At 35.4% G+C, this 25,599-nt stretch carries 22 protein-coding genes; 3 read left to right on the top strand and 19 right to left on the bottom strand.

The features are described 5' to 3' along the window. Positions 1 to 317 precede the first annotated feature (317 nt). Together N4T20_RS17775 and N4T20_RS17770 are read right to left on the bottom strand one after the other, a co-directional pair. Positions 318 to 2,588, bottom strand: coding sequence for a glycosyltransferase (locus tag N4T20_RS17775; RefSeq protein WP_260670461.1), 2,271 nt, complete (start codon positions 2,586 to 2,588; stop codon positions 318 to 320). Further along, complete coding sequence (locus tag N4T20_RS17770) at positions 2,569 to 3,627, bottom strand: pesticidal protein Cry7Aa (RefSeq protein ID WP_260670460.1); 1,059 nt, start codon at positions 3,625 to 3,627, stop codon at positions 2,569 to 2,571. The genes N4T20_RS17775 and N4T20_RS17770 overlap by 20 nt, the downstream gene beginning before the upstream one ends. A 271-nt stretch (positions 3,628 to 3,898) precedes the next feature. Between N4T20_RS17770 and N4T20_RS17765 the strand changes: the two genes are divergently transcribed. After that, positions 3,899 to 4,060 (top strand): DUF1328 family protein, encoded by a 162-nt coding sequence (locus N4T20_RS17765; RefSeq protein WP_129747735.1) that lies wholly within the window; start codon positions 3,899 to 3,901, stop codon positions 4,058 to 4,060. Positions 4,061 to 4,197: 137 nt separating this feature from the next. Here the strand turns inward: N4T20_RS17765 and N4T20_RS17760 are convergent, their stop codons facing one another. From N4T20_RS17760 to N4T20_RS17695, 14 genes are all read right to left on the bottom strand, one after another. Next, positions 4,198 to 4,665: a DUF1440 domain-containing protein gene (locus N4T20_RS17760; RefSeq protein ID WP_260670459.1), complete on the bottom strand. Its 468-nt coding sequence runs from the start codon at positions 4,663 to 4,665 to the stop codon at positions 4,198 to 4,200. Between the two features lie 24 nt (positions 4,666 to 4,689). Beyond that, entirely contained in the window at positions 4,690 to 5,199 is a 510-nt protein-coding gene (locus tag N4T20_RS17755; RefSeq protein ID WP_260670458.1) for a DinB family protein, read from the bottom strand. 177 nt (positions 5,200 to 5,376) lie between these two features. Then, a complete protein-coding gene (locus N4T20_RS17750) occupies positions 5,377 to 5,586 on the bottom strand; it encodes a hypothetical protein (protein ID WP_260670457.1) in 210 nt (69 codons plus the stop codon). Positions 5,587 to 5,599: 13 nt separating this feature from the next. Next, positions 5,600 to 5,980, bottom strand: coding sequence for a DoxX family protein (locus N4T20_RS17745; RefSeq protein WP_260670456.1), 381 nt, complete (start codon positions 5,978 to 5,980; stop codon positions 5,600 to 5,602). Between the two features lie 390 nt (positions 5,981 to 6,370). Beyond that, a complete protein-coding gene (locus N4T20_RS17740) occupies positions 6,371 to 7,102 on the bottom strand; it encodes a GNAT family N-acetyltransferase (protein ID WP_260670455.1) in 732 nt (243 codons plus the stop codon). A gap of 71 nt (positions 7,103 to 7,173) precedes the next feature. Beyond that, entirely contained in the window at positions 7,174 to 7,779 is a 606-nt protein-coding gene (locus tag N4T20_RS17735; protein WP_260670454.1) for a Crp/Fnr family transcriptional regulator, read from the bottom strand. 472 nt (positions 7,780 to 8,251) lie between these two features. Further along, the gene (locus N4T20_RS17730; RefSeq protein ID WP_260670453.1) at positions 8,252 to 8,710 is read right to left on the bottom strand and encodes a hypothetical protein; all 459 of its coding nucleotides are present in this window, start codon (positions 8,708 to 8,710) and stop codon (positions 8,252 to 8,254) included. A gap of 318 nt (positions 8,711 to 9,028) precedes the next feature. Further along, a complete protein-coding gene (locus N4T20_RS17725) occupies positions 9,029 to 10,447 on the bottom strand; it encodes a TolC family protein (protein ID WP_260670452.1) in 1,419 nt (472 codons plus the stop codon). 320 nt (positions 10,448 to 10,767) lie between these two features. Then, positions 10,768 to 13,932 (bottom strand): efflux RND transporter permease subunit, encoded by a 3,165-nt coding sequence (locus N4T20_RS17720; RefSeq protein ID WP_260670451.1) that lies wholly within the window; start codon positions 13,930 to 13,932, stop codon positions 10,768 to 10,770. A 12-nt stretch (positions 13,933 to 13,944) separates the two neighbouring features. After that, on the bottom strand, positions 13,945 to 15,162 hold the full coding sequence (locus tag N4T20_RS17715; protein ID WP_260673122.1) for an efflux RND transporter periplasmic adaptor subunit: 1,218 nt from the start codon (positions 15,160 to 15,162) through the stop codon (positions 13,945 to 13,947). Between the two features lie 248 nt (positions 15,163 to 15,410). After that, positions 15,411 to 16,004: a TetR/AcrR family transcriptional regulator gene (locus N4T20_RS17710; protein WP_260670450.1), complete on the bottom strand. Its 594-nt coding sequence runs from the start codon at positions 16,002 to 16,004 to the stop codon at positions 15,411 to 15,413. Between the two features lie 162 nt (positions 16,005 to 16,166). After that, positions 16,167 to 16,316, bottom strand: a complete 150-nt coding sequence (locus tag N4T20_RS17705) for a hypothetical protein (RefSeq protein ID WP_260670449.1) — start codon at positions 16,314 to 16,316, stop codon at positions 16,167 to 16,169. A 24-nt stretch (positions 16,317 to 16,340) separates the two neighbouring features. Continuing rightward, positions 16,341 to 16,640: a type II toxin-antitoxin system RelE/ParE family toxin gene (locus N4T20_RS17700; protein ID WP_260670448.1), complete on the bottom strand. Its 300-nt coding sequence runs from the start codon at positions 16,638 to 16,640 to the stop codon at positions 16,341 to 16,343. Next, entirely contained in the window at positions 16,630 to 16,857 is a 228-nt protein-coding gene (locus tag N4T20_RS17695; RefSeq protein WP_260670447.1) for a DUF2683 family protein, read from the bottom strand. The genes N4T20_RS17700 and N4T20_RS17695 overlap by 11 nt, the downstream gene beginning before the upstream one ends. A gap of 126 nt (positions 16,858 to 16,983) precedes the next feature. Between N4T20_RS17695 and N4T20_RS17690 the strand changes: the two genes are divergently transcribed. Together N4T20_RS17690 and N4T20_RS17685 are read left to right on the top strand one after the other, a co-directional pair. Next, a complete protein-coding gene (locus tag N4T20_RS17690; RefSeq protein ID WP_260670446.1) occupies positions 16,984 to 17,418 on the top strand; it encodes a cupin domain-containing protein in 435 nt (144 codons plus the stop codon). 1,028 nt (positions 17,419 to 18,446) lie between these two features. Next, positions 18,447 to 18,680: a hypothetical protein gene (locus tag N4T20_RS17685; RefSeq protein ID WP_260670445.1), complete on the top strand. Its 234-nt coding sequence runs from the start codon at positions 18,447 to 18,449 to the stop codon at positions 18,678 to 18,680. Between the two features lie 136 nt (positions 18,681 to 18,816). On the opposite strand, the gene N4T20_RS17680 is transcribed toward N4T20_RS17685, so the two are convergent. The 3 genes from N4T20_RS17680 to N4T20_RS17670 all read right to left on the bottom strand — a co-directional run bounded on the left by N4T20_RS17680 (position 18,817) and on the right by N4T20_RS17670 (position 25,591). After that, positions 18,817 to 20,490 (bottom strand): hypothetical protein, encoded by a 1,674-nt coding sequence (locus N4T20_RS17680; RefSeq protein ID WP_260670444.1) that lies wholly within the window; start codon positions 20,488 to 20,490, stop codon positions 18,817 to 18,819. A 512-nt stretch (positions 20,491 to 21,002) separates the two neighbouring features. Next, positions 21,003 to 22,088, bottom strand: a complete 1,086-nt coding sequence (locus N4T20_RS17675) for an efflux RND transporter periplasmic adaptor subunit (RefSeq protein WP_260670443.1) — start codon at positions 22,086 to 22,088, stop codon at positions 21,003 to 21,005. 212 nt (positions 22,089 to 22,300) lie between these two features. Further along, positions 22,301 to 25,591: an efflux RND transporter permease subunit gene (locus N4T20_RS17670; protein ID WP_260670442.1), complete on the bottom strand. Its 3,291-nt coding sequence runs from the start codon at positions 25,589 to 25,591 to the stop codon at positions 22,301 to 22,303. Positions 25,592 to 25,599: the final 8 nt, after the last annotated feature.

Raw genomic sequence — 25,599 nt, 5'->3', positions numbered from 1 at the left:
TGCAAGCTGTTTGTTTTTTGTGTGCTGCAATAATTCAAATAGCAAAAAGATGGAAGATGATTTTACGGGATATTTATAAAACAGATGGTCTGTAAATACCCCTTCGGGGTAAAATATTTATAGAATTTGAATAAGCTCAGTGTAAAAAAGCTCCAGAGGAGCGACATATTTTTTTAAAGATCTAGCTTTATATTGTGAATGTTTAAACTATAGATATTTAGTTTCTCCGAAGCATACAAAAAAGGAGCTGTTCTTTTGAGCAGCCCCTTTTTCGGGTTTAAAAAAGTGAAGTATTTGGTTAGCTTCAATTTCTTTTTTTATAAATTTATGGCAATGCCGCTTCGTGATTTCATTAAAGGAATTACGCGTGATTGTGACATAGCCAATTTCTCCATTAATAGTCTTGCAGTAAGATAACAGACAGTCGATTCTGCGCCTTGATTTAGGTTTACATTATGTTTTTCTAGTCCGTCATAACCGCCGCCGCTTACCGGGTTGTACATAATCTGATTTAAATGATTTTTGCCTAAAAACCAGTTAAAAGCAGCCTTCATTTTCTTTTTGTATTCTGGAGTTTTAAAAGCATTATAAAAAGCATTTAAAGTCTGAATCGTGTAGGTAACATCTATTGGCTGTTCGCCATAGTGGCTTGGTTCAGAACCTTTGTGATGCCAGCTTTGGTTCGAAATGGCTTTGAATGTTCCATTTATAAATGTTTTAGAAATCAAGAAATCCAATGAGTCTAGCGCTACTTTTTTGTAGACAGGTTTGTTGGTAATTAAATAAGCATAGAGCATTGATTCTGGCAAAATGCTGTTTCCGTAAGTCAGATAATTTTCAAACCATTGCCAGTCTTCAGTTGCAGTATCTTCGTAATTTGCCAGTAGTTTTGCATTGAGCTTATTGATGATTGCCGCAACGTATAGATTCGGAATTGTCGAATGATACAAGTACAAGCCTTTTGTAGCAAAACCAATTGAACGGGGCGACTGAATATTTTCTGCCCATTTTAAGGTGTTCAATAAGCATCTTGTCGCTTTTTTGGTAATTGCTTCTGGAAGAATATCAGACATAGAAACAACAGTTCCCAATGCCCAAATGGCTCTAGCATTTGAATCTTCAAGATTTACTTCGGCATTTTGCTCAATATGTTCGCGATTTTCCTGATCGACGTAATTGATAAAATCTCCTTTTGGTTTTTGGCAGCGCTGGATAAAATCTAAATAGATTAAAATATACGCCAGATCATCTTTGTCCTGAGTCAGTTTGTAATGCATACAGAACGCAATTAAAGCTCTCGCATTATCGTCTAGAGTGTATCCTGAATCTAAATCTGGTATAGAAATTTTACTGAACTGGATAATTCCTAATTCGGTAGTCAGTTTTTTGATATGTTTTAACTGGATAGGAGGGTAGCTGTATTTAATTTCTGACGGATTTTTAATTAGGTTTTTATACGTATTCATTTGAGTAATGCCGACATTTTCCCAAGATGAAGCTCTCATTTTTGTAAATGAATTGATTCCCATTTCGTGTCTTAAATTTTCATCCTCGATCAGTTTGATGGCCGCTGCTGCAAATTGATCCGAATCTCCAATATCGCACAGAATTCCAGAATCTGCTGTTAAAACTTCTTTGGTATGCGGAATTTTAGATGCCACTATTGGGCAAGCACAGCTCATCGCATACGCGAAAGTGCCACTCACAGCCTGATTCGGGTCTTTGGATGTAAACATATAGATGTCTGTTGCTTTCAGATATTCTAGAAGTTCATCGGTATCCAAATATGTATTGATGAAGCGAACATTGTCTTGAAGATTTAATTCTTTAACCAAACCTTCCAATTTATCGCGATAGGCATCAACTCCGTCTTTAATTAAATTCGGGTGTGTTTTTCCGATAATCAGATACAAAGCATTGGGCGCTTTTTCGATTATTTTTGGTAAAGCCTGCAAGCCCGTTTCTATATTTTTTCCTTCTCCCAAAAGGCCGAAAGTAGAAAGCACCAATCGATCTTCAATGTTTAATTTTTCTTTGGCCTGTTGCGGAGTTTCGTATATCACAATATGAGTTCCATGAGGTACGCAAGTAATTATTTCTTCATTGATGTCGTAGTCGTTAATTAGAATTTCTTTCGATTTATTAGTCATGACAAAAACCGAATTGCTGTAGCTCAAAAGTAATCGAACAAATGTTCTCAATTCGTCATTCGGATTCGGAATTACACTGTGAAAAGTAAAAGTAACAGGCGCTTTAATGACATTTAGAAAATCTAAAAGATGATCGCCGTAATTTCCTGAAAACAAACCAAATTCATGTTGGATATGAACTAATTTCACAGTTTCATCCTGATTAATTTCCTCGGCTACTTTAGCGTACTCTTCTCGGTTTTTGGTATTTAAGGTAAATGCCTGTGTTGGTTGGTCTTTGGGTTTATCAACAAGTTCACATATTTCGCATTTGATAGATTTACCGTAAACATCTGTGATTCCTTTGATGGTATCTTGAGTATAGGTTGCTATGCCGCATTGCGTAGGCGGAAAAGTGGATAAAAAAACGATTTTTGATTTATTTGATATTGTTTTCATGAGGATTCATTTTAAGTTCGGTTAATAACTCGTTAAGGTTCAGAGATGCCACCGCAATCTTATCATCGGCAGCGCCATAATAAATATATAGTTGGTCATCAAAAATGGCAGTTCCTGTCGGGAAAACCACGTAATTGACATAACCATGTCTTTCGTAATATTCAGAAGGAGTAATAATGGGTTTAGGCAGTCTCGCAATAATTTTGGACGGATTTTCTAAATCCAGTAAAACGGCGGCAGCATGATAAACCAAGCCTTTCTCTCTTCTTTCAGCAGCATGATAAATTAAGAGCCAGCCATCTGCTGTTTCTATTGGCGGGGCTCCTGGACCAATATGACTGGTTTCGTGATCATATTTTGGTTCCATTACAATATGGTCGGGAAGATTTTTCAGATAATCTTTCCAAAAATCTTCTGTAAGTTCTGATTTCTTTTCAAACGAAAAAATCTGAATGGATGGAAATAAGCGGTGCAGAGCAACAAACTTTCCATTAAATTTCTTCGGAAAAAGAACCACATTTTTGTCCCAAACAAACAGATTCTCCTTAATTGTTTCTGTCAGCGGGTAATTTCTTTCAGTATTAAAAGCCAGAATCTTTGCAATGCTCGGATTTTGTAAATGTTTTCTAATGAGGTTTGTAAACTCATTAAGAATAAATTTTGGCGTTATAATTCCTTTCTTTTTAAAAACGTTTAAATCTTTTGATACAGCCAAAGCTCCACAGGCGTTAATTCCGTCATAAGTGACATACGTCATATAAAATCGGTCGTCTATTTTAGTAATTCTCGGATCTTCTACACCATGAATTTCATAAATATAATCGGGAACAAAAATGGGCTGTGTATTTCTTTCAACCAAAGTGGTTGGGCCTTCAAAACGGCAGTACCCAATGGTAGAAAAATTTCCTTTTTTGGCCGCTCTGTAAAACATATGGACAGTATTTCCGTCTTGATAAATGGCTGGATTTAAAACACCTAATTCTTCAAAAGTTCGATCTGTTTTTTCTAAAATGACACCATGTTTTTTAGCCTCTTTCATTACCCGTATAAAATTTTATCTAAAATTACTTTGAGATCGAAGCGGTAATTAATCCAATCGATCAAAAAATTAACTCAAAAGCATCAACATGGTAATTCTGTAAGGCTTGCAAATAATAGTGAAAGTGGCTTGTAGCCTAGTGTTGTTTTAATTTATTGCGATAATAATAAAGCGCATAGAGTTAATAGGATTTGTAGGAATAAAAGAACTTTGAAGATAGATATAAAAGGCTTGTAAAACAGTCTTAATAAGAACTTAAAAATCAAATATTATGTTACGTTGGACAGTTATATTTATCATTTTGGCCATCATAGCCGGAATTTTTGGTTTTGGCGGTATCGCTGCCGGAGCCGCTAGCATTGCAAAAATTTTATTCTTCATCTTTCTAGTCCTGTTTATTATCTCTTTAATTACAGGAAGACGAAAAGTTTAGTTTTTTTTAAGGTTCAAAGGTTTAAAGTTGCAAAGGTTCAAAGTTTTTAATCTTTGCAACTTTAATCCTTTGGGTCTTTATCTACAGAGCCTTTGTAGCTTTGCACCTTTGAGCCTCTGCACCTTTGAAACAGAATCTCAATACCATTTCGCATAATATTTCCGAGTTATAAAAGCTATCGGAATTCCGACACAGCATATCACAATAAGAATAGAAAGCAAAAGCGCTAAATCTAAATTCTTCTCTGGCAGAACCGGAAATACAATGGGCAGAACAGCCAAATTCATTACAATCCAGATAAAGAAACCATAAGAGATTCCTGAGAGCAAAGTATTTATTTTAAAAAATGGGATGTAGGGAAAAATCTTAAAATAAAACCAAGCAAAAATAAAAGCAATTAAGAAATGAAGTCCCAAACCCACAAAAGTCATTTCTGTTCCAGCCGTGTAAGCTTCTTTTTTAAAAATGCCGCTAGCTATGGACTGTAAAATCTTTTCGGCCGTTGTTTTATGTAATATTACTGCATAAATCAAAATAGCGGCAGTAATATCTAATGTTCCCGCAACTAAACCAGACGAAACAATGGTCCTTACTTTTGATCTCATAAAAATTATTTAGAGTTAACTGATCTATTGTTTTTTGATATGTTCGTAAATCGATTTTAATTGGTGAGTATGCCTCTGCGTATGCACAATGGCAAAATGAAGCCATTCGTAAATCGTAAAATGATCAAATCCAGGGACTTTAGCATCCATGCACGTCAGCGTTAAATCGTAAGTTTCTGCGGCTTCAAATAAATCATTTTGTATTTTTTTGACAGAGGCCAGCAGAGTCCCCTTTTCATAATCAATAGCAGGAGGTTTTATATCTTCGGGTGATTGGTATTTAGTGTTGTAGTCTAAAAAAATGGAATCTAGCGCTTTTGTATTTTCATCAGGTTTTCTGGTTGTTTTTTCTGTTTTTCCTGCAAACAGCATCGTTAGGCCCGAGCTGGCTAGAATAATATGCTGGGCGGTTTGTCCAGCTGTCCAGCTTCCTTCAAATGGAACAATATTGATTTCTTCTTTTGAAAAAGAGGAAATCAGGTCGCCAAGTTTACTGTAGGTTTCCAGTATAGTATTTTGAATAGCGCTTTTCATTTTTTTAAATTTTAGAAATTGAGAAAATCTACAGTATATAATTACCTTGGTTTAGAAACCTCAAGTGATTATCTGTGAAATTAAATTTATAGAATTAGGGGAAATGATACTCCCTCAAATATACAATAAAAAACATTAAAATGTTATAAATCAGATATTTGAAAAGTGTTAATTTTTTTAGGGAAGCGCTTCGCAGAAGTAACCGTGCGAGTTTAAAATGTCGATAATTTTTGTATTCGAAATGGCTTGGGCATGAATACGGAGGATTTTGTCGCAATCTTCTAAATCGAAGTTGATCGAGCTATTTGGATAATGCTCAAGAAGTTTCTCAATGATTATCGTGCATTGAGATTCTTCTTGAACATTTGTTTTAAAAACTTCAATCATAAAGTTTTGAATTTTAGAGCGCTATGTTTTTATAACGCTGTATTTTATGATATGTTACATACGAAATAATTAATATCGCTAAAACGATTAAAGGAAAGAAGCCTTGAAAGCCGATTCCGTCAATTGCAAAGTGGCTTATGGAAGCAAAAATAAAGTCGAAGGCAAATCCGGCGTAAGCCCATTCTTTGATTCTTCCCGGCACTTGCGGAATGATCAAAGCTAAAACTCCAAGGATTTTAAACACGACTAATGCATTCCCGAAATATTCTGGATAGCCTAAATGTCTGATTCCTTCTTTGGCTAATTCTGTTTGAGAAGTTAATGCCGGCATAACGCCTTCAAATAAAAAGATTAAAATAGTAGTAGTCCAGAAAATGATTTTGGTTGTTTTCATGAGGTATTTGTTTTAAACAATTATTAGTTAATGTATTACAAATGTACTATTCTTATTTTTCTGCGAAATACCTATTTATGACTATTTTGGGGGCATTTGGGACAAGATTTTTTTTTCGAGTTATGAATTATGAGTTGTGAATTGTGAATTGTGGTGAAGTGACACATAGTTTGTGATCCCGAGGAACGAGGAATCTCCACAAGTTGCCCCACAAAGTTTTGTTCTCCTGAGCGAAGTCGAAGGACATACATGAGATCTTTCGACTTCGCTCAGGAGGACATAAAACGAGGAAAATTGGAATCAAAAAAACTTTGTCAAAGTTTCAAACTTTGACAAAGGTCTAACACCACGATTTGGAATTTGAAATTTTTTGGAATTGAAATTTAAAAATTAAGCTCTTTGGTAATTCGTAATCGTAAACAAATCCTCAAATCCTAATCTTGTATAAATTCCTTTTCCTAGAGCCGATGCCTGCAATTGTGCATAATCGCAATCAGCATCAATGGCTTCGTTGATGGCAAATTTCATGATTTCTTCTGCAAAACCTCTTTTACGCATTTCTGGAATAACGCCGACACCGTGAATTCCCATGATGTTTCCAGTCTGAAAAAGCGTAAGCGTTCCAATGGCTTTTCCTTCAAAATGAACTAAATAAAATTTTGCATTTTCGTAATTGGCAACCAAAGTTTCTTTGCTGATTACATAGCTAAAAGATAGCGGATAAATATCTGACCAAGTTTTGGCGTCTTCTTCATTTAAAACTCTTTTGAAAGTAAGATTGTTTTGCAACGGAAACTTTTCTCCTAGTTTTAAAGCCATAGCTACAAGCTGAATTCGGATATGAAAGCCATTTTTTTCGAAAATTTCTTTAGAATTGCTTCCAAAAATATCCCAATACGGAATAACCAAACCTGGATTTTTTTCCATCGTTTTTAGAATCTGCGAAAAGTTTTCCTCAGTAATATCTTCTCGAGACCATAAACGATTTGGCCAGCCTGAATTTTTGATTTGAGAAAATTCAAAAGGATCATTTTTATGATAGGAAAGGAGAGGAGTGGCAACGGTTTTCCAAAGCGTGGTAAGATTGTCTATATTGTCTTTGATGAGGTTTATATGGTTCATTTTTATGACGAGTTTTAATTATAGAGCAAAGATAAATCGGTTCTTTCAGAAAAGCCTTTACATATGTTGATTTACAAATCTTTTTCAAGATTTTTTCTGATTCGGCTCAACTGCGTTGGCGTGATGCCCAAATGTGAAGCAATATGCATCAGAGGAACACGGTCTGCAATCGTTGGATGCTTCTGCAAAAGGCTGACGTATCTTTCTGTAGCATTCTGCATAACAAGCGCCACTTCTCTCTGTTCTTTATCTATAATCCAATTTTTTTCTAAATGGGCAATATAAAAGTTTTTGAGATCATCGTTTTGATAGATGAGCTCCATGTATCTTTTATAATTGATGTTGATGATAATTGAATCCTCTAGTGCCTCAATTGTAAAATTGGACGGAGTTTGCAGCATCAGCGAAACTTTAGAACCTGCAAAATAATTCTCAAGAAAAAGATTTTTGTTATAGTAATTTCCCTGCTCGTCTGTTATAAAAGCCCTTAAAATTCCTTTTGCAATAAAATGAAGATTTTTAGCGACTTCACCATTCTGCAATAGTATTTCTCCTTTTTTTAGCGTTTGGAAATGCGTAGTGCTTTCAATCTGTTTCCAGGACTGATCAGAAAGCGGGTAGTAACTTTCTATGGTTTGTTTTAGATTATTGAGGTATATTTCTTTATTGAAAGTCATAGCTTGTTTTGGTTTTGCCGTGAGGGTGCTAGGTCACAAAGTTAACTGCCACGAATTTCACAAATTTTCGCGAATTATTTTTGCCTGTTTTGGTTTTCCCGCAAAGGCGCTAAGTCACAAAGTTAACTGCCACGAATTTCACAAATTTTCGCGAATTATTTTTGTCTGTTTTGGTTTTGCCGCGAAGGCGCTAAGTCACAAAGTTAACTGCCACGAATTTCACAAATTTTCGCGAATTATTTTTGCCTGTTTTGGTTTTGTCGCGAAGGCGCTAAGTCACAAAGTTAACTGCCACGAATTTCACGAATTATTTTTATAATTATTTCAAGAAAGAAAAAGAAATTAGTGAAAATTAGTGAGATTCGTGGCAAACAAAAAACTTCGTGGCTTTGCGTTTTCTCAACAAAATAAAAACCGCCAGAAACTCAGAGCTTTTAGCGGTTGTATTCAAAAATGTTATTGTAATTGTTTTTTAGTCAGCATAATGATAAATGCTTCGTTTAACATTATTATCTATTTTTTCAAGCGTTACTTCTGTTACGCCACCTGCATAGTTCATTGAAATAGCAACTTTATCTTTACTGATTTCATAATCAATAGAGATTAAACCTTCTTTGTTTACTTCAATAGATTTTTTTTCAGTTGGAATAGTAGTTAAATAATATTCTGATTCATCTACTTCTTTGTTTTTAATAATATCTTGGTAAGCCTGATTAATATCTGTATCTTTTAGAATACATTCTCTTCCTGACCCCATTTCTACTTCTATATCTTTGCAATCTTCTTCTTCTTTCTTGGGAGTTTTTTCTTCTTTGATTGCAGTAAGAGTATCAGCAGGAGTTTTAGCTGATTCTGTTTCTTTCTCAGAGTTGTTTTGTTTGCAATTTGTAAATAGTAAAGCTAAAAACGCTAAATATGCTATTTTCTTCATTAGTTTAAATTTGTTAATTGTTATTGTGGCGTAAAGGCTGATAAACATTCAGTTTTCTTGTTCAAAAGTAAGAAAAATAAGTTTTATTTTGTCTTTTCTACGAAGGAGAATTTTCATTAGAAATTTGCGATGCTCAGAAGGACAGGAAGTGAGTATAAATCTGCGTGAGACAAAAATTTAGCTTTTTATCTAGATAAAAAAACTTCGTGGCTTTGTGTCTTCGTGGCAAATTAAGAAAAACAAAAAACGCCATGAAACCTAAGCTCCACAACGTTTTCATCTCAAAAAATAAATAATTAACGGGTAATGTAACGGGTATTATTTCCAGCCTCCACCAAGAGCGCGGTATAAATCTGTATTGGCTGTAAGCTGCTGTCTTTTTAGATCTGCTAGTTCCAATTCGCTTTGCAAAAGATTTGCCTGTGCTGTTAAAACTTCAAGATATTCTGCTAAACCATTTTTGAACAAAAGGTTTGCATTTTTTATAGCTTGCTGTAATGTTTTTACTTTTTCTTTCAAGAAAGTTTCCTGCTGCTGTAATTTCTCTACTTTAACCAAAGCATCTGAAACTTCGCTTACCGCAACCAAAACAGATTGTCTAAAAGCTAAAACTGCTTTCTCTCTTTCTGCAACAGCAATATTATACTGCGTTTTAAGTCTTTTGTTGTTCAAAAGCGGCTGTGTCAAGCCACCTGCAACAGTTCCGAATAAAGAAGCAGGAATATTAAACCAGTTGCTGGTTTCGAAAGAGTTTACGCCGCCTTGAGCCGTAATTCTGAGAGCTGGGTATAAATCCGCTTTCGTGATACCGACATTTGCATTGGCAGCTTTAAGAGCCAGTTCGGCACTTTTTACATCAGGTCGTTTGCTTACTAAGGCAGACGGGACTCCGATTGCTGTATTGTGTTTCACCTCAATCGCGCTTAAACGGATTGATCTTTCTTTTGAATTAGGAAAAGAACCTGTTAAAACACTCAAAGCATTTTCTTGAATCGCAATATTTTGTTCCAATAACGGAATTAACTGCGCTGAGTTTAGTTTCTGTGCTTCAGACTGCTGAATCGCTAAAGTGGTTACTTGGCCAGCATCGTATTTTAATTTGATAATATTGGTTGTGCTATCATTTAAACGAAGATTTTGTCTGGCAATATCCAATTGAGCATCCAGCATCAAAAGGTTGTAATATCCTCTTGAAACATTGGCAACTATATTAGTCTGCAATGCTTTTTTTACTTCTTCAGACTGAAGATATCCTGCGTAAGCCCCTTTCTTTTGGTTTCTGATCTTTCCCCAAATATCAGCCTCCCAAGAAAGAGAAGCTCCAGCAGAATAGTCGTCAATATGTTTGGCACCAATTGCCTGATTTAAATTTAATCCCGTAAAACTATTGTCTGACGGATTGCTTGTGCTGGCGTTTACAAATAAATTAACTTGAGGCACATTTCCCCATTTTGACTGTGTAAAGCGGTACTCAGCAATTTCGATGTTCTTTTCGGCAATCTGAAGGTCATTGTTTCTCGCAACGGCGCTGTCAATCAGTTTGATAATATCTTTTTCTGTAAAGAAGTTTTTCCACTCCACATCAGCAATACTTGTTGTATCACTCGAAACCGATGCATTCCTGAAATTCTCAGGAAATGCATCTTTTGGAGTTTCAATATCCTTAGAAACTTTACAGGATATTAAAGTCGTGATCAGAATGGCGAAGGTCACGATTTTGATTATATGATTTTTCATTAGTCTTTATTATTAAATTTTTTTATCCGTTGGGTGTTTTTTAAACACATAGAAACATAGTTTATAAAGGCTTTAAAAAAGGCGTTTCACTAGTTTAAATACACATAGTTTTGCTATGTGTGGAAACTAGTTTCTTCTAATCTCTTTTTTCGATATAAAAATTCTATATTTCTATGTGTTAAAATATTTTTTCACTCAGTGGGTTAAATTTCTGTACAAGTATCTTTTCTGGTTTCAAGATCTTTTGAGATTCTGTACGATATGTATCCGATGCCAAATATGATGGCTACAAGTATGGTTGTGATATAGTTTTCCATTTATTATTTTTCTTCGTTATGAATTACAGCGATTGGTTTCCCGCTCACTTTTTCTTGTAAATGCTGGAAGATGATGAATAAAACAGGAATGATGAACAAACCTAGAATTACTCCTGAAAGCATCCCTCCAGCTGCCCCGATACTGATGGAGTGGTTACCTTGTGCTGATGGGCCTTTGGCACTCATCATTGGCACTAAACCTACCACAAAAGCAAGAGACGTCATGATAATTGGTCGCAAACGTAATTTTGCTGCCATGATTGAAGCTGCGACTAAACCTTGTCCAGATCTTCTTCGTTGCGCTGCAAACTCCACAATCAAAATGGCATTTTTGGCAAGAAGTCCGATCAGCATGACAAGTGCAACCTGTACGTAAATGTTGTTTTCAATTCCAGTTAAACCAATAGCCACAAATACTCCAAAAATACCTGCAGGGATTGACAAGATTACTGCCAAAGGCAAAATGTAACTTTCGTACTGTGCAGCAAGTAGGAAATAAACGAATATCAAACACAGTAAAAATATAGTTGCAGATTGTCCTCCTGACGAAATCTCCTCACGCGTTTGGCCCGAGAATTCAAACCCGTAACCTGCAGGCAGTTGTTGTTTCGCAACTTCTTCAATAGCTTTAATGGCATCTCCAGAACTAAATCCAGGTTTCGGAATCGCATTAATAGAAATTGAGTTAAACAAATTATATCTAGAAGCGGTTTCAGAACCATAAATACGGGTTAGTTTTACTAAAGTATTTATTGGCACCATTTCGCCAGTTTTGTTTTTTACAAAGACTCTGTCAATTGCTGTTGGGTCGGCTCTGTCTTCGATATCGGCCTGAACGACTACTCGGTAATATTTACCAAATCGGTTAAAGTCAGAGGCCTGTGCGCTACCAAAATAAGCTTGCATAGTTTGTAAAATGTCTTTTACATTTACGCCCAATTGATTTGCTTTTTCATCGTTAACTTCCAATTGCAATTGTGGATAATCTGCTTTGAAAGAAGTAAAAGCAACTGCAATTTCTGGGCGTTTCATTAATGCTCCGATAAATTCTTGAGAGATTCCACTGAATTTATCCAGTTTTCCTCCCGTTTTATCCTGAAGAACTAAATCTAGAGCCTCAACGTTACTAAATCCGGGAACAGTTGGGAAACTGAAAACGAAGAAACTTCCTCCAGAAATTCCGCCTAGTTTACCGCGAACCTGATTCATGAATTCGTCAATATTTTTTATTTCTCCACGCTCTTCGTTTGGTTTAAGCAGCACGAAAATTACTGCTGAAGACGGGCTTGTAGAATTGGTTAATAAGTTGAAACCTGAAATTGCGGTAACGAATCTTGAAGCTTCTAATGATTTTAATGTATTCTCGGCTTCAGTCATTACTTTTTGAGTTCCGTCTAATGATGTTCCAGATGGCGTATTTACTGCAATAGCGATAAATCCTTGATCTTCTGTCGGAATAAATCCTGCCGGAGTTGTTTTGACCATCACAATAGTAGCTACAACAATCAGAGCCAATCCGCCCATGCTCAACCATTTTCTTCTGATTAAGAATTTTAGTCCGCCAACGTAACGGTTGGTCAATGATTCAAAACTGCTGTTGAAAGCAGTGAAGAATTTTTCCTTAAATCCTTTTTTCACATGAGGTGCGTCATGATCGTGTGCTCCGTGGTTATCTTTTAAAAACAATGCTGCAAGCGCCGGACTCAATGTTAATGCATTTACAGCCGAAATTACAATTGCAATGGCCATCGTAAAGGCAAACTGACGATAGAAAACTCCTGTTGAGCCTTCCATAAAACCAACCGGCAGGAATACAGCAGCCATTACCAGCGTAATCGAGATAATAGCACCCGTTATTTCGTGCATTGCTTCATGGGTTGCGATTTTTGGAGACAAGCGTTTGTGCTCCATTTTCGCGTGCACCGCTTCGACTACCACAATGGCATCATCGACCACAATACCAATCGCCAGAATTAAGGCGAAAAGTGTTAAAAGGTTGATCGAAAAGCCGAATAACTGCATGAAGAAGAACGTTCCTAAAATTGCTACAGGTACAGCAATAGCCGGGATTAATGTTGATCTAAAATCTTGCAAGAAGATAAATACCACAATAAATACCAGTATAAAAGCTTCTAGTAAAGTATGCTCAACTTGTTCGATAGATTGGTCAAGTGATACTTTTGTACTATAGAAAATATTGTGTTTTATGCCTTTTGGAAAATCTTTAGAAGCCTTTTCCATCATTTTGTTAATCGCAATCTGAATATCATTTGAGTTGGATCCAGCTAACTGAATAACGCCAATTACAATTCCTTTTTTACCATTTAAACGAGTTAAACTGTTGTAAGAGTAAGCGCCAAGTTCAACTCTCGCTACATCTTTTAAGCGAAGTACTGAGCCATCTGCATTAGAACGTATAGCAATATTTTCATAATCTTCTGGTTTAGTTAATTTCCCTTTGTATTTAATAACGTATTCAAAAACCTCTTTGCTTCGCTCTCCAAATTTACCTGGAGCAGCTTCCAAACTTTTGTCTTGAATCGCTCCCATAACTTCGCTTGGCGTCACTTTGTAAGCAGACATCTGTGTTGGATTTAGCCAAACACGCATAGAGTAATCTTTTACACCTCCAAAAATGCTGGCAGAACCCACACCCGGAATACGTTTTAGTTCTGGAATAATATTAATCTGTGCATAGTTGGCAACAAACGTCTGATCGTATTTTGCTTCATCATCCGTGTACATACCAATCGCCATGATGAAACTGTTTTGCTGTTTCGCCGTAACAATACCTTGCTGTACAACTTCGGCAGGAAGCTGGCTCGTTGCCTGTGCAACTCTGTTTTGTACGTTGACCGCAGCTTGATCGGCATCTGTACCCAGTTTAAAGAAAACTGTAATGGCCAAAGTACCGTCATTACTGGCTGTAGAACTCATGTAAGTCATGTTTTCTACACCATTTATAGATTCTTCGATAGAAGGTGCCACAGAACGCAAAACCGTTTCTGCGTTGGCTCCCGGATATACCGCCGTTACCAAAACCGATGGCGGCGCAATATCAGGAAACTGTTGTAAAGGCAGTTTAGTTAAACCCAGTACCCCAAGAATCACCAGCAATATGGAGATTACGGTTGCCAGTACAGGTCTTTGTATAAATATTTTGAACATTTTGTTTTAGAATTATTTTTGATTAGTTACTTCGGCAACTTTAGTTGATTTTTCTGGCTGAATCGCTTGTCCATCCTGAAGTTTGTCAATACCGCTCAACACGATTTGGTCACCGGTTTTTACACCTTCTTTAATTAAATAATTGGTTCCACTTTTGCCTACAACCGTTATAGGCATTTTAGTCACTTTGTTGTCTTTGCCTACAGTGAAAACAAATACTTTATCCTGCATTTCTACTGTAGCAGCCTGTGGAACTAAAATCGCATCGTCGTGCTGTAATCCTAAACGGATTCTTCCCGTGTTTCCAGAACGCAATGTCCCGTTTGCATTTGGGAAAGTTGCTCTAATCGTGATTGCTCCAGTAGTTTTGTCAAACTGACCGTCAACCATGTCGATTTTTCCTGTTTTTGGGTAAGCGCTATTATCAGCTAAAATCAAAGTTACTGGTGGCAGTTTTTTGATTTTGTCGCCTAATGAATTTCCTGCATATTGCTCTTTAAAGTTGATGAAATCGGTTTCACCCAAAGAGAAATAAGCAAATACTTCATGAACGTCTGATAAAGTGGTTAAAGGCTCAATATCTGTAGCAGAAACTAAACTTCCCTGTTTTTTAGGCAATCTTCCAATGTAACCGCTCACTGGAGCCGTTACGTTAGTATATCCTAAATTAATTTTAGCAGAACCTACCATTGCTTTTGCTTGTTCGATATTTGCAGCAGCAATTTTTTGAGAAGCTTTAGCTGTTTTCAATTGATAGTCAGAAACTACTTTGTTCTGCACTAGCGGAGTCAGTTTATCCACTTCCAAATTAGCGTTGATCAAAGCTGCTTCTGCAGCGTGAAGACTTGCCAGAGCGTTGTTTAACTGCTCACGGAATGGACGCTCATTTATTTTAAATAAAGTTTGTCCTTTGTTTACATAAGCGCCTTCGTCTACATAAATTCTGTCAAGGTTTCCGCTCACTTGAGGGCGAATTTCAACATCAACAGTTCCTTGTATAGAAGCAGGATATTCAGAGTCAGTTGTTGTATTTGCACTTGTGATAGCCAAAACGGGTAAAACCGGTGGAGGCGGAGCAGTAGGAGCCTGATTTTTGTCGGCACAGCTGCTTAAAACTAAGGCCAGAATAAAACTGGTTATAATTACATTTTTCATTTTCATTGTGGTTTTAATTGGTTGAACATTTTCTCGGATAAAATTCTTTGGTATTCTGGCATTCTCGGGATTCATATTTAATTGAATTAAATTATCTAACATTGTTAAGTAAATGTGCGCAAATTTCCATACAGTAAGCCTTTCCAATTCTATTTCAAAATCAGTATTAAATTATCTAACGATGTTAAGTAAAAGCCTAAAAAAAGAGCTTTTATTACCTTTATTAAATTTTCTAACAGTGTTAAGCGAAAGTTATAAAAAAAAGGATTTTATGTTATCCCGTTTAAATCATTTTACACTGTTAAGTAAAATTGAAAATTTTTTTATTGTATTGATTTGATGATGCCGCCAATAGCATCTTTCAAAATCTGAGCATTAATTGTTTCTAAAATATCACTTTTGTTAATGATGTTGATGGCGATTAAACCATGAATAACAGAAAAGAAAGTGAAGTACTTCTGTTTAATGATATCTTGACTCGGGTTGCTGTTTTTCATGACTTCAGCAATCACTTGAGTAAATAATTTGTAAGGTCCCTCTTGAGCCGAACATCGTTGTGCACAGCAGGTCATTTGAACACCAAACATCAGTTGATACATTTCAGTATTAGTAAAAGCGAAGTCCCAGTAAGTCATCCACATGGCTTCCAATTGATCTTCGGGTTTTTCAAACTTGTCTATAGCAGTCTGTAACTCCTTAGTCAGCTTAACAAAACCTTTGCCTGTCAGTTCTTCTAAAATAGCTTCTTTATTCGAAAAATATTCATAAATAATAGGAGCGGTATATTCGATTCTGTCGGCAATTTTACGCATACTCAAACCATTCCAGCCTTCTTCTTTTACGATATCATAAGCAGCGCCAAGAATATTATTTCTTGTCTCTTCTTTTTGTCTTAAAATTCGATCTTTGCTAGCCATTGTATTCAAGTATTAAATCGTTTAACACTGTTAGGCAAATGTATGGCAGTTTTTCGAATTTCAAAATATTTTTATCATAATATTTTCTTATCGTGCAATAAGTATTTCAAAAAATCTTTGGCAAGCCTTTATTTTATTGGGGTTTTTCTTTGCTTGATTTTTTTAGGAGCAGTAAAATTTAGGATTTTCAAAATATTTGTCCTGCTCTTCACTGTATTCCCGATCAACAAAAACTACGGCTAAAAAGCCTTGTTTTTCTAAATCGGGAGATGCCGTTTCGATCAGGGCTAGGAGAGAATTTGTATTTTTCATTAGATTTCGCATTTATTTTGCTCTTTATTTTACAGGATATTTTTCGGGATTTTGAGAAGTATGAAAAACTGCATTTAAAAACACCGTTTTTGATAATTCATCAACAATAAAAAATGCGACGTAAGGAAATTTTTTAAGTGGAAGATAACGATAATTAGTATCGTGAAATTGAAAGAAAGGATTTAGCTGTAAGGTTTTATAAGCTTTTTTATAATCATCAAGAAAATCTAAGGCAACTTTTTTGCTAACTTTTAAAATATAATATTCAACAGCTTCTTCAATATTTTTTAATGCAATTGGAGAAACTATAATCTTATAATTCATACTTCTTTTTTAAATCGGTATAAAGAGATTCAGCATCAGTGTAGAGATTTTTATCTGAAACAACTTGATCATTTAATATATGTTGTTGTTCGTCAGATAGCTCATATGGTTTTACATTTGCGATCTCAAATTTGATTTTTAGTGCTTTCATAAAAGCTTTTACAGCTTCAATTTGAGAAGCATCTTCTGTATATGCTGTGATGTTAATTGCTTGCATGATATAAGTTTACTAAAGTTGGTAAACAAAGTTAAGACAAAAGTCTAATTTTCATGTTAATCTCTATAATTTATTTTTTTGTTCACTACGACGAATTGTAATTTTTTGCAACATTACAACAAAAAAATGAGAGCCCTAACTATCCTAAAAACTACAATTACAGTTTTATTTTTCCAACAATCTTTTGCCCAGGAAACCAAAAAAGAATCCGCAACGCCACAATACACCATAGAGAACTGTGTCAATCATTTTGACATAAACAAAGCCACCAAAACTAAAGTAGGTTACCAATATTGGTTTGCCAATAAAGATTTTACTCAGGAAAACACTTTAAAAATGAGTATTGTAGAACCTGGAAAATCGACGCACGCACCGCATCACCACCCTGAGGAAGAATTTTTCTATATTTTGGAAGGTACCGCCGAATTCTTTCTTGACGGTAAAACCATTACAGCTGGTCCAAATACCAGTTTCTATTGTCCGCCAAACGCCGAACACGGAATTAGCAATGCTGGAAAAACTGATTTGAAATATTTGGTCATTAAAAAGGATTTGAGATAGTTTTTGTTGTTAGACTAAAATAAAGTTCGCCATTTAGCTGTAAGGAACCCGAGCAATAGTGAAAATGCGAAATAAATCTCTACCCGCAAGCAGCTCCTCAAAGATTAGCAATCAATAGCCCCTAGTTTCAACTAGGGGATTTGATAATGTTGATAAAAGAAAGGCTTTAGCCAAATTGCATATTTTGGCTAAAGCCATTTTTATAGCGCTCTAGTAGATCTCCATCTAAAGCTGGAGGCAATTGATTTTTTTAATTTGAATGACCATAATCTTTGCGTTCCTCTGGTTGAAACCAGAGGCTATGTTCTAAAATGATTGCGGTATTTCCCGTGAAGCTTTGGGATTGCTCAGCTTGAAAAATGTCTCGTTTTTTTTTCGAATAGTTTGTTTTTGCAAATATCCGCAAGCAGCTCCACAAAGATTAGCAATCAATAGCCCCTAGTTTCAACTAGGGGACTCGATAATGTTGATAAAAGAAAGGCTTTAGCCAAATTGCGCATTTTTGCTAAAGCCATTTTTATAGCGCTCTAGTAGATCTCCATCTAAAGCTGGAGGCAATTATTTTTTTAATTGAAATGTGATTTTTAAATCTGTAAAGAAAATTCCGGAGGAATGAAATATTTATAGATTCAAAAAGCGTACCGACCAAAAGCTCCAGCGGAGCGACATATGGCAAATAGGATTTCACCCCGCTGAGGCTCTTTTAAAACGGGAAAAATTGTTTTCTATAAATATTTCGTCCCGCTGGGACTTTCTCGAGGCAATTCATATAATTTTAAAAATGATTATTTCTAATAACGATTTTATACATTTGGTATATTATAAAGTCGATAAATATAAAAATAGTATTGAAAGAAAAATCTTTCTTTTTAAAAAGTTTTCTTACATTTGAAGTTCTTAAATCTTCACATTAAGACAACATAAAATTTGCCCTCGTGCTATGTAGTAAAGCTCCGAAAGGACTTTGACGCCGTGAAGAAGCGTAAGACTGCTAAGGTATGAGGGTTTTTTCTTAAATTCTTCACTTTATGAAAAACAACACCTTTTCCAAAGAAGCCGAAACAAGGCTGATTGATTTTTTTAACCATATTATAGCTCCCGAAGATATGGCTAAAATCTTAAGACAAGTAAATTGCATTTTAGCGCTCGGCATAATGCGACAACACGAAACCCTCCAAATTGGACTAACCAATTTTGAAGACAATTATTATTGGCTCAACGAATTGGCAGAGATTTTGAATCCTTATTTGAGTGAGGAGTAAGGTTTATAAAATGGAAAAACCTCGATTTTAGGATCGAGGTTTTACGTTTTTATGGATATATAATATGTTGATTACTTTGAGTAAACGGATTGAAAATTTCCGTTATTGAGTTGTAAATTCTCGCTACGGAGTATGATTAAATTTTAGCAAACTCATCTTCGAAATTCCAAATAGGGGCATTTCTTAAATATATGTGTCTATGACCTGAATCTTGAATCCAAAATGGTCTAAACTCAAAATTTTGCTTAAGTCTTTTACCCGTAGCATAAAAAGTCATGTCAATTAAATAAGATGTAAAGTTTTCCTTTTTTTTACGTTCTGAACTCATATTTTCATTTATAACATGCAAGTAACGTAGATTAATCAAATTCTTAAGAATAAGTTCATGTTCTTTCACAAGTTTACTTGGATATAAAATTACATTTGTTTTAAGGACACCAATAACTTGATTTTGAATAATTTCAATTGCTTGACGTAGTTTTTCGGGTGCAATATCACATTCTATTTCAATATTTTGCTCTTTATCTTGACGAAGATCACTAATGGCAGAATAAAGATGTTCTTTTTTTATTGAAATGGCATTATCAGATTTTGCTATTTTTATAATCTCTGAAAGAATTACTAAAAAGTCCCTAGGGACACCTCCAGTTGCAACAACTGTGTAATTCAAGACTTCATCATTACTAAATAATGCTCTTAGATCAGTTGTTGATAATCCTAAGTCTGGCTGTAAATTTGAGGTTATTCTCAAAAGAAATTCTATAAGATTTTGAAAATCATACAATTCTTTGTCTAAACGTATAGGAGAAAAATCATCTTTAATTGAAAAGTCAACCTTTCCATCTTTATTCAATTTAGTTCTATTTGGTAGTGAACAAATTTTAGAACAAAAAGAATCATTTTTTGAGTTTTTATAAATATCATGAAAAAATTGAATGACGTCTGGTTGATAATCCCAATTAATTAGATAGAAATCATCTAAGTAGATTACAATTCGTTTGTCTGAAAGTTTGTTGAATTCACTCGCAATCTCTGCAAAAACAAAAATTAATTCATCTATTTTGTCTTGCTTACTAATTGTTTTCTCATATTTAAAAGATTCATTTAAAATTTTATCAGTTTTTAATTCTCTAGAAGCAACATGTGATGCTGAGATTACACTTTCTAGACTACTATCAATTGTTAGTAATTTAACAGGAACTTTTCCTTTTGCAGTGAGTTTAGCAATGGCTTTTAATTCGAGATTATTGACAATTTTTTTTGATTCCGTTTTTGTAGATGTTGACTTTATATCTATTTTTATTGGTTCATCAGGAAGTTCAGAAATTATTTCAATTAGATGTTCCGTTTTTTTTAATGTTCCTATTAAGAAATTATATTCGTCTAATTTAGTTATGTCGTCGCTTTTAAAAATGCTTTGGATTTTTTTTATAAATCCTCTTTTTTCAAAATCTTGATTAAGAACAAAATAATCAGTATAGCGAATGATATGACTTTTTAATTTTTGAGCAAATTGTAATAAAATATGTAAAATGATTTTGTCTGATTTCCATTCTCTAAAAATCTGACAGTCGATAGGCAATATAAAGTTTTTAGAATCTTCTTTTATTGTGCTCAAAAGTAAGGTTGTTTTTCCACTTCCCCTTCTTCCTAAAATTAGATGGTTATTTGGGATTTTTATTTTACCTAAATTATTTAAAGGATCTAGATATTGGATATTATCATCATTATCATAATTTACTACTTTTCTTCTTCTTACTTTTTCAATTACTTCAATTAGTTTTATTAATCGGGCTTCATTTAAATTCATATTTTGTTTATTAGTTTTTTGTTGCAAGAAGCAAATATCATTAAAGTATTTAAAATGTTTTTGAAATCGAACGTATAGTATATTTTCAATTCAAATATATATATTAACATTGAAAAAATTATAAAATATTTTCATACATTAATTTACAAATGAAATCTATCAAGGTGATATTTATTTAAGATAGCATCTTCCTTAGTTTCTTCGTAGTCAATTTTTATAATTGAGCACAAAAAAACACTTTCAAATTATATAAAAAATCAAAGATACTTTTACAAATTGAAACAATTAAAAACTAGAAATTAGTATTCAAGTATTTTCAAGTATAAAAAAAGGACAGTCCCTCCACTACAGAAGAACTGCCCTTTCAAGCAAATTTAAAAATTTGCATTCCTAAGAATGCGTACAGTTTTTCGTAATCTACTAAATTGAAGACTAAAACGCAGGTTATTAATGCCGATATAGTATGAAAACAGTCTAATTTTTATTAGGCTGTATTGAATACATAATCGGTATTATTCGTTTATGACATCGCCTTCTTTAGTTTCTTCGCTGGCAATTTTTACCAGTTTATCGTTTGGAGTCAAATCGCCGAAAATTTCAATTTTATCTTCGATTTCTCTTCCTTTTTTGATGTCCACTCTTGTTGCTTTGTGGTTTACTACTTTCACTACATATAGACCCTCTGCAGAATTTACCACTGCCGATTTTGGCACTACAAAGGTGCTGTCTTTCGCGTTAAGCGGTAACAGAACCTCGGCAACCATTCCAGGCAATAAGTTTCCTTTGGTGTTGTGAACGTCCATTTCGACTCTTTCAGAACGCAATTTCAAATCTAAAGCGCCAGACATTCTTGTAATTTTAGCTGAGAACGTATCTGGCAAAGATTTTACATTAAAACTCATTTCGTCGCCTGGGTGCAAATAGCCTGTGTACAATTCTGGAACTGAAACCGCCAAACGTAATTTTGACTGCTCCTGAATCGTCAATAAAGGCAAATCTGAACCTTTTCCTGCTGGCCCAACAAATGTTCCTAAATTGACATTTCTAGCCGCTACAACACCATCAAAAGGGGCACGAATTTCTAAATACCCTCTCATGATTGCAATTTCTTTATGAGCAGCAATGGCAGCTTGAAGCTGAGCGTAATCAGAATTCTTTTTACCGCTTGCCATTTCTAAGTCGTTTTTAGAAATTGTTCCTTCCACTTTGCTTGTTTCGTACAAACGGTTGTAAGTGCTTTTGCTTGTGGCATAAATCGCTTCCATAGATTTCAGTCTCGATTCGGCTGCAGCCAATTGCGAACTAATTTCTGGCGCTTCCAAAACAATCAAAAGCTGTCCTTTTTTTACTTTAGAACCAATATCTACTTTTAAAGTTTTTACGAAACTGCTCACTTTCGCGTACAGATCAACTTGTTGGAAACCTGTTAATTCGGCTGGCAAACGCAATTCTGTTGTTAGTTTTTCTTTCGCTAAAAGAAAAGTTTCTACTTTAGGTTCTATCTCTGCTTTTGCAGTTTCTTCTTTTTTCTTTTCGCAGCTTAGTACAACTAAAGCTGTAAATAGTAGGGCTGTAGATTTTATAATGTTGCTTTTCATTTTTTGGTTTTATATAATGAATATGTTTTTAACTCTTTGGGAGTAATTATTTTAACACATAGAAACATAGCTTTTCTTTGTGCATAAAAGGCGTTTCACTTTTTAAAATAAGCATAGCTATGTGTGAAAACTAGTTTTTTCTTTTACCTTTTTTTATTTAAAATTAAAATCTATGTTTCTATGTGTTAAAAAAAATAATTACACTCAACGAGTTACGGCTTTCTAACTTTAGACTTATTTAAAGATGAGATATAATGGATGCTTTCTTCGTCTTCAGGATCTAAAGAAACAGATTGCGTCGATGTTTTTTCTTGCGCCCACGCAAATATCTGCGGAAGGATCAATAATACAGCAAAAGTAGAAAATAATAATCCTCCGATAACCGCTCTTCCTAACGGAGAAACCTGATCGCCTCCTTCGCCATGTCCTATTGCCATTGGCAACATTCCCGCAATCATCGCAACAGAGGTCATGATAATCGGACGAAGACGCAATGCAGCAGCTTCTCTCGCAGATTCTAATGCATTTCCGTTTATTTTTCGAAGCTGTTCGGCATTTGTAACCAATAAAACGGCGTTTGCAATAGAGACCCCAACCGACATGATGATTCCCATATACGACTGCAAGTTAAGCGTAGAGCCTGTAATAGTCAGCATTAATAAAGCTCCTAAAACTACGGCAGGAACTGTGGTTAAGATTACCAGCGAAACTTTGAACGACTGGAAATTAGCGGCCAACATTAAGAAGATTACAAACACAGCGACCAATAACCCCGTCTGTAAGCTGCTTAATGTTTCTGTTAATACAGTACTTAGCCCTATTGGCGTGATAAACAAACCACGCGGCAATTCGCCCAAAGAACTAATTGTTTTGCTCACATCTTTTGAAGCCGTCCCCAAATCGGTTTTATAAATGTTTGCTGTAACGGTAATGTATGGCATGGCCCCTAAATTGTCGTTTTCACCGCTTACAAATCCCGGTGTAATTTTGGCAACGTCACTCAAAACAGGACGAAGCGAATTTTTAAGAACCGGAATTTCTCCAATATCGGTTTTGCTTTTCATTTTATTCAAAGGCACTTGAACCTGAACAGAATATGACAATCCTGCTTTTTCATCGACCCAGTTATTTTTTTCGGTATAACGTGAAGATGAGGTCGAAGCGACAAGCGAACGCGAAATATCATTCATATCCACTCCCAATTCGGCAGCGCGTGTTCTGTCAATATCAATATTCATAGCTGGATAATGTATTGGCTGCCCAATCTGAACGTCTCTGAAATACGAAATAGCTTTCAGTTTGTCTACAATTTGAGTCGCATACAATTCGTTTCGTTTTTTATCTTTTCCAGCTACTCGAATTTCGATTGGAGTAGGAGAACCTTGGCTTAAAACTTTATCGGTCAATTCGATCGGCTCAAAAGAAAGCTTGGTTTCAGGCAATAATTTTTTAAGTCTCGCTCTAAGTTCGTCTTTAAAATCATCCATATCCTCATGATAGTCTTTTAAACTCACTTGGAAAACCGCTTCGTGAGAACCAGCCATGAACAGATAGATTGGGTTAATGGAGAATAGAGAAGGGTGCTGGCCCACATATACAGACGAAATTCCGATATGATCTTTACCGACCATTTTCTCCAATTCTTTTAAAACAATTCTGGCTTGCTCTTCAGTCCTTTCCAGACGCGTTCCGTCAACAGCGCGCATTCTCAATTGAAATTGGCTTGAATTGGTTCTCGGGAAAACGTCTTTTCCGATAAAACTAATGAATAAAATAGCTAGAGCAGTTGCAGCAACCAGATAAGTGATGCTTGTTACCTTTTTGTGAACAAACAAACGATCTAAAGTTCGCATGAAACGAATCTTGAAGCGTTCGAAAGGGCTAATTTTTCCGTTGTTATTGGTGTCTTCTCTTTCTACATACTCTTTTTTCTGCGTAATCAGATTTTGTTCAGATTCAGGCGTTAAACCGCAGTCGTTAAATTCCGCTTCGTCATCTGTAATTTCTGGTCCGTGATTGTGTTTTTCATGTCCTTTCATCATCCAGTTGGCCATTACAGGCACAAAAGTTTGAGATAATAGGAATGAAATAACCATTGAGAAACCAATTGCTAAAGCCAATGGCAAGAACAATGCTCCCGGAATGCCCACCATCGTAAACGCAGGAGCAAATACGGCAAGGATGCAAAGAAGGATCAATAATTTTGGCAAGGCGATTTCTTTACAGGCATCCCAAATGGCGAGTGCTTTTGGTTTTCCCATATCGAGATGCTGGTGAATGTTTTCGATTGTAACGGTACTTTCATCCACCAAAATACCAATTGCAAGCGCTAATCCTGATAATGACATCAAATTAATCGTTTGTCCAAATAATTTTAGGAATAAAACTCCTGAGATAACCGAAATCGGAATGGTCATAATTACAATCAAAGCCGCACGACGGTCGCCTAAGAACAATAAAACCATTAATCCCGTTAAAACCGCACCAATGATTCCTTCTGTAATCAAACTTTTAACCGAATTGATTACATAAACAGATTGGTCAAATTCATACGTGATGTTTACATCTTCAGGAAGCGTGCTCTGAATTTTAGGCAGTTCCGATTTTAATTTCTGAACCACATCCCAAGTCGAAGCATCTCCCGCTTTTGCGATACTGATATAAACTGAACGTTTTCCGTTTACCAATGCATAACCTGCTGTGATATCGGCACCGTCTTTTACATTGGCAACATCGCCTAGTTTTAAGTTTTGAACGCCGCCTTTGAATAACGGAATCTGTTCAAAATCTTTAATTTCTTTAATGGTATTATTGGTTGGCGTTATATAATTTTTGTCGCCCATACGCACGTTTCCAGATGGAGCCGTCTGGTTGTTTAAACGAATCGCTTCTACGATTTGGTCTGGCGTCATATTGTGAGAACGCAATAAATCTGGATCTACGTTGATCTCGATTGTTCTTGGGCTTCCGCCAAAAGGAGCTGGAGACAATAAACCAGGAATCGAAGTAAACGAGGCACGAACATAAACGTTGGCCAAATCCTGCAATTCGTTATTTGAACGTATTTTACTGCTTAAAACCAATTGCCCGATTGGAAGTGAAGAAGCATCAAAACGAATGATAAACGGAGGCTGCGTTCCCGGAGGGAAAACCGCTTGGATTCTGTTTGAAAGCGCACTCAATTCGGCAGCTGCCTGAGCCATATTGGTTCCTTCATAATAGGTTAATTTCATAATCATTAACCCCTGAATGTTTTTAGTTTCTACCGATTTGATACCGTTGGAAAAAGGTAAAACGTTTACGTAGTTTTTGGCAAAATAAGCTTCCATCTGGTCTGGCGTATAACCTCCAAATGGGTGCGCGATGTAGATAACCGGCAAATTCATTTTTGGCAGAATGTCTACCTTAATGTCTTTGATGGCACCAATTCCGAAGAAAAATAGACCCGCAACCAGTACTAAAATGGAAATGGGTTTGCGGAGTGCAAAACGTATTAAATTCATTAGGATTT

The organism is Flavobacterium sp. TR2, from assembly GCF_025252405.1.
Taxonomy (GTDB): Bacteria; Bacteroidota; Bacteroidia; order Flavobacteriales; family Flavobacteriaceae; genus Flavobacterium.
This window is presented reverse-complemented; position numbering and strand designations above follow the sequence as displayed.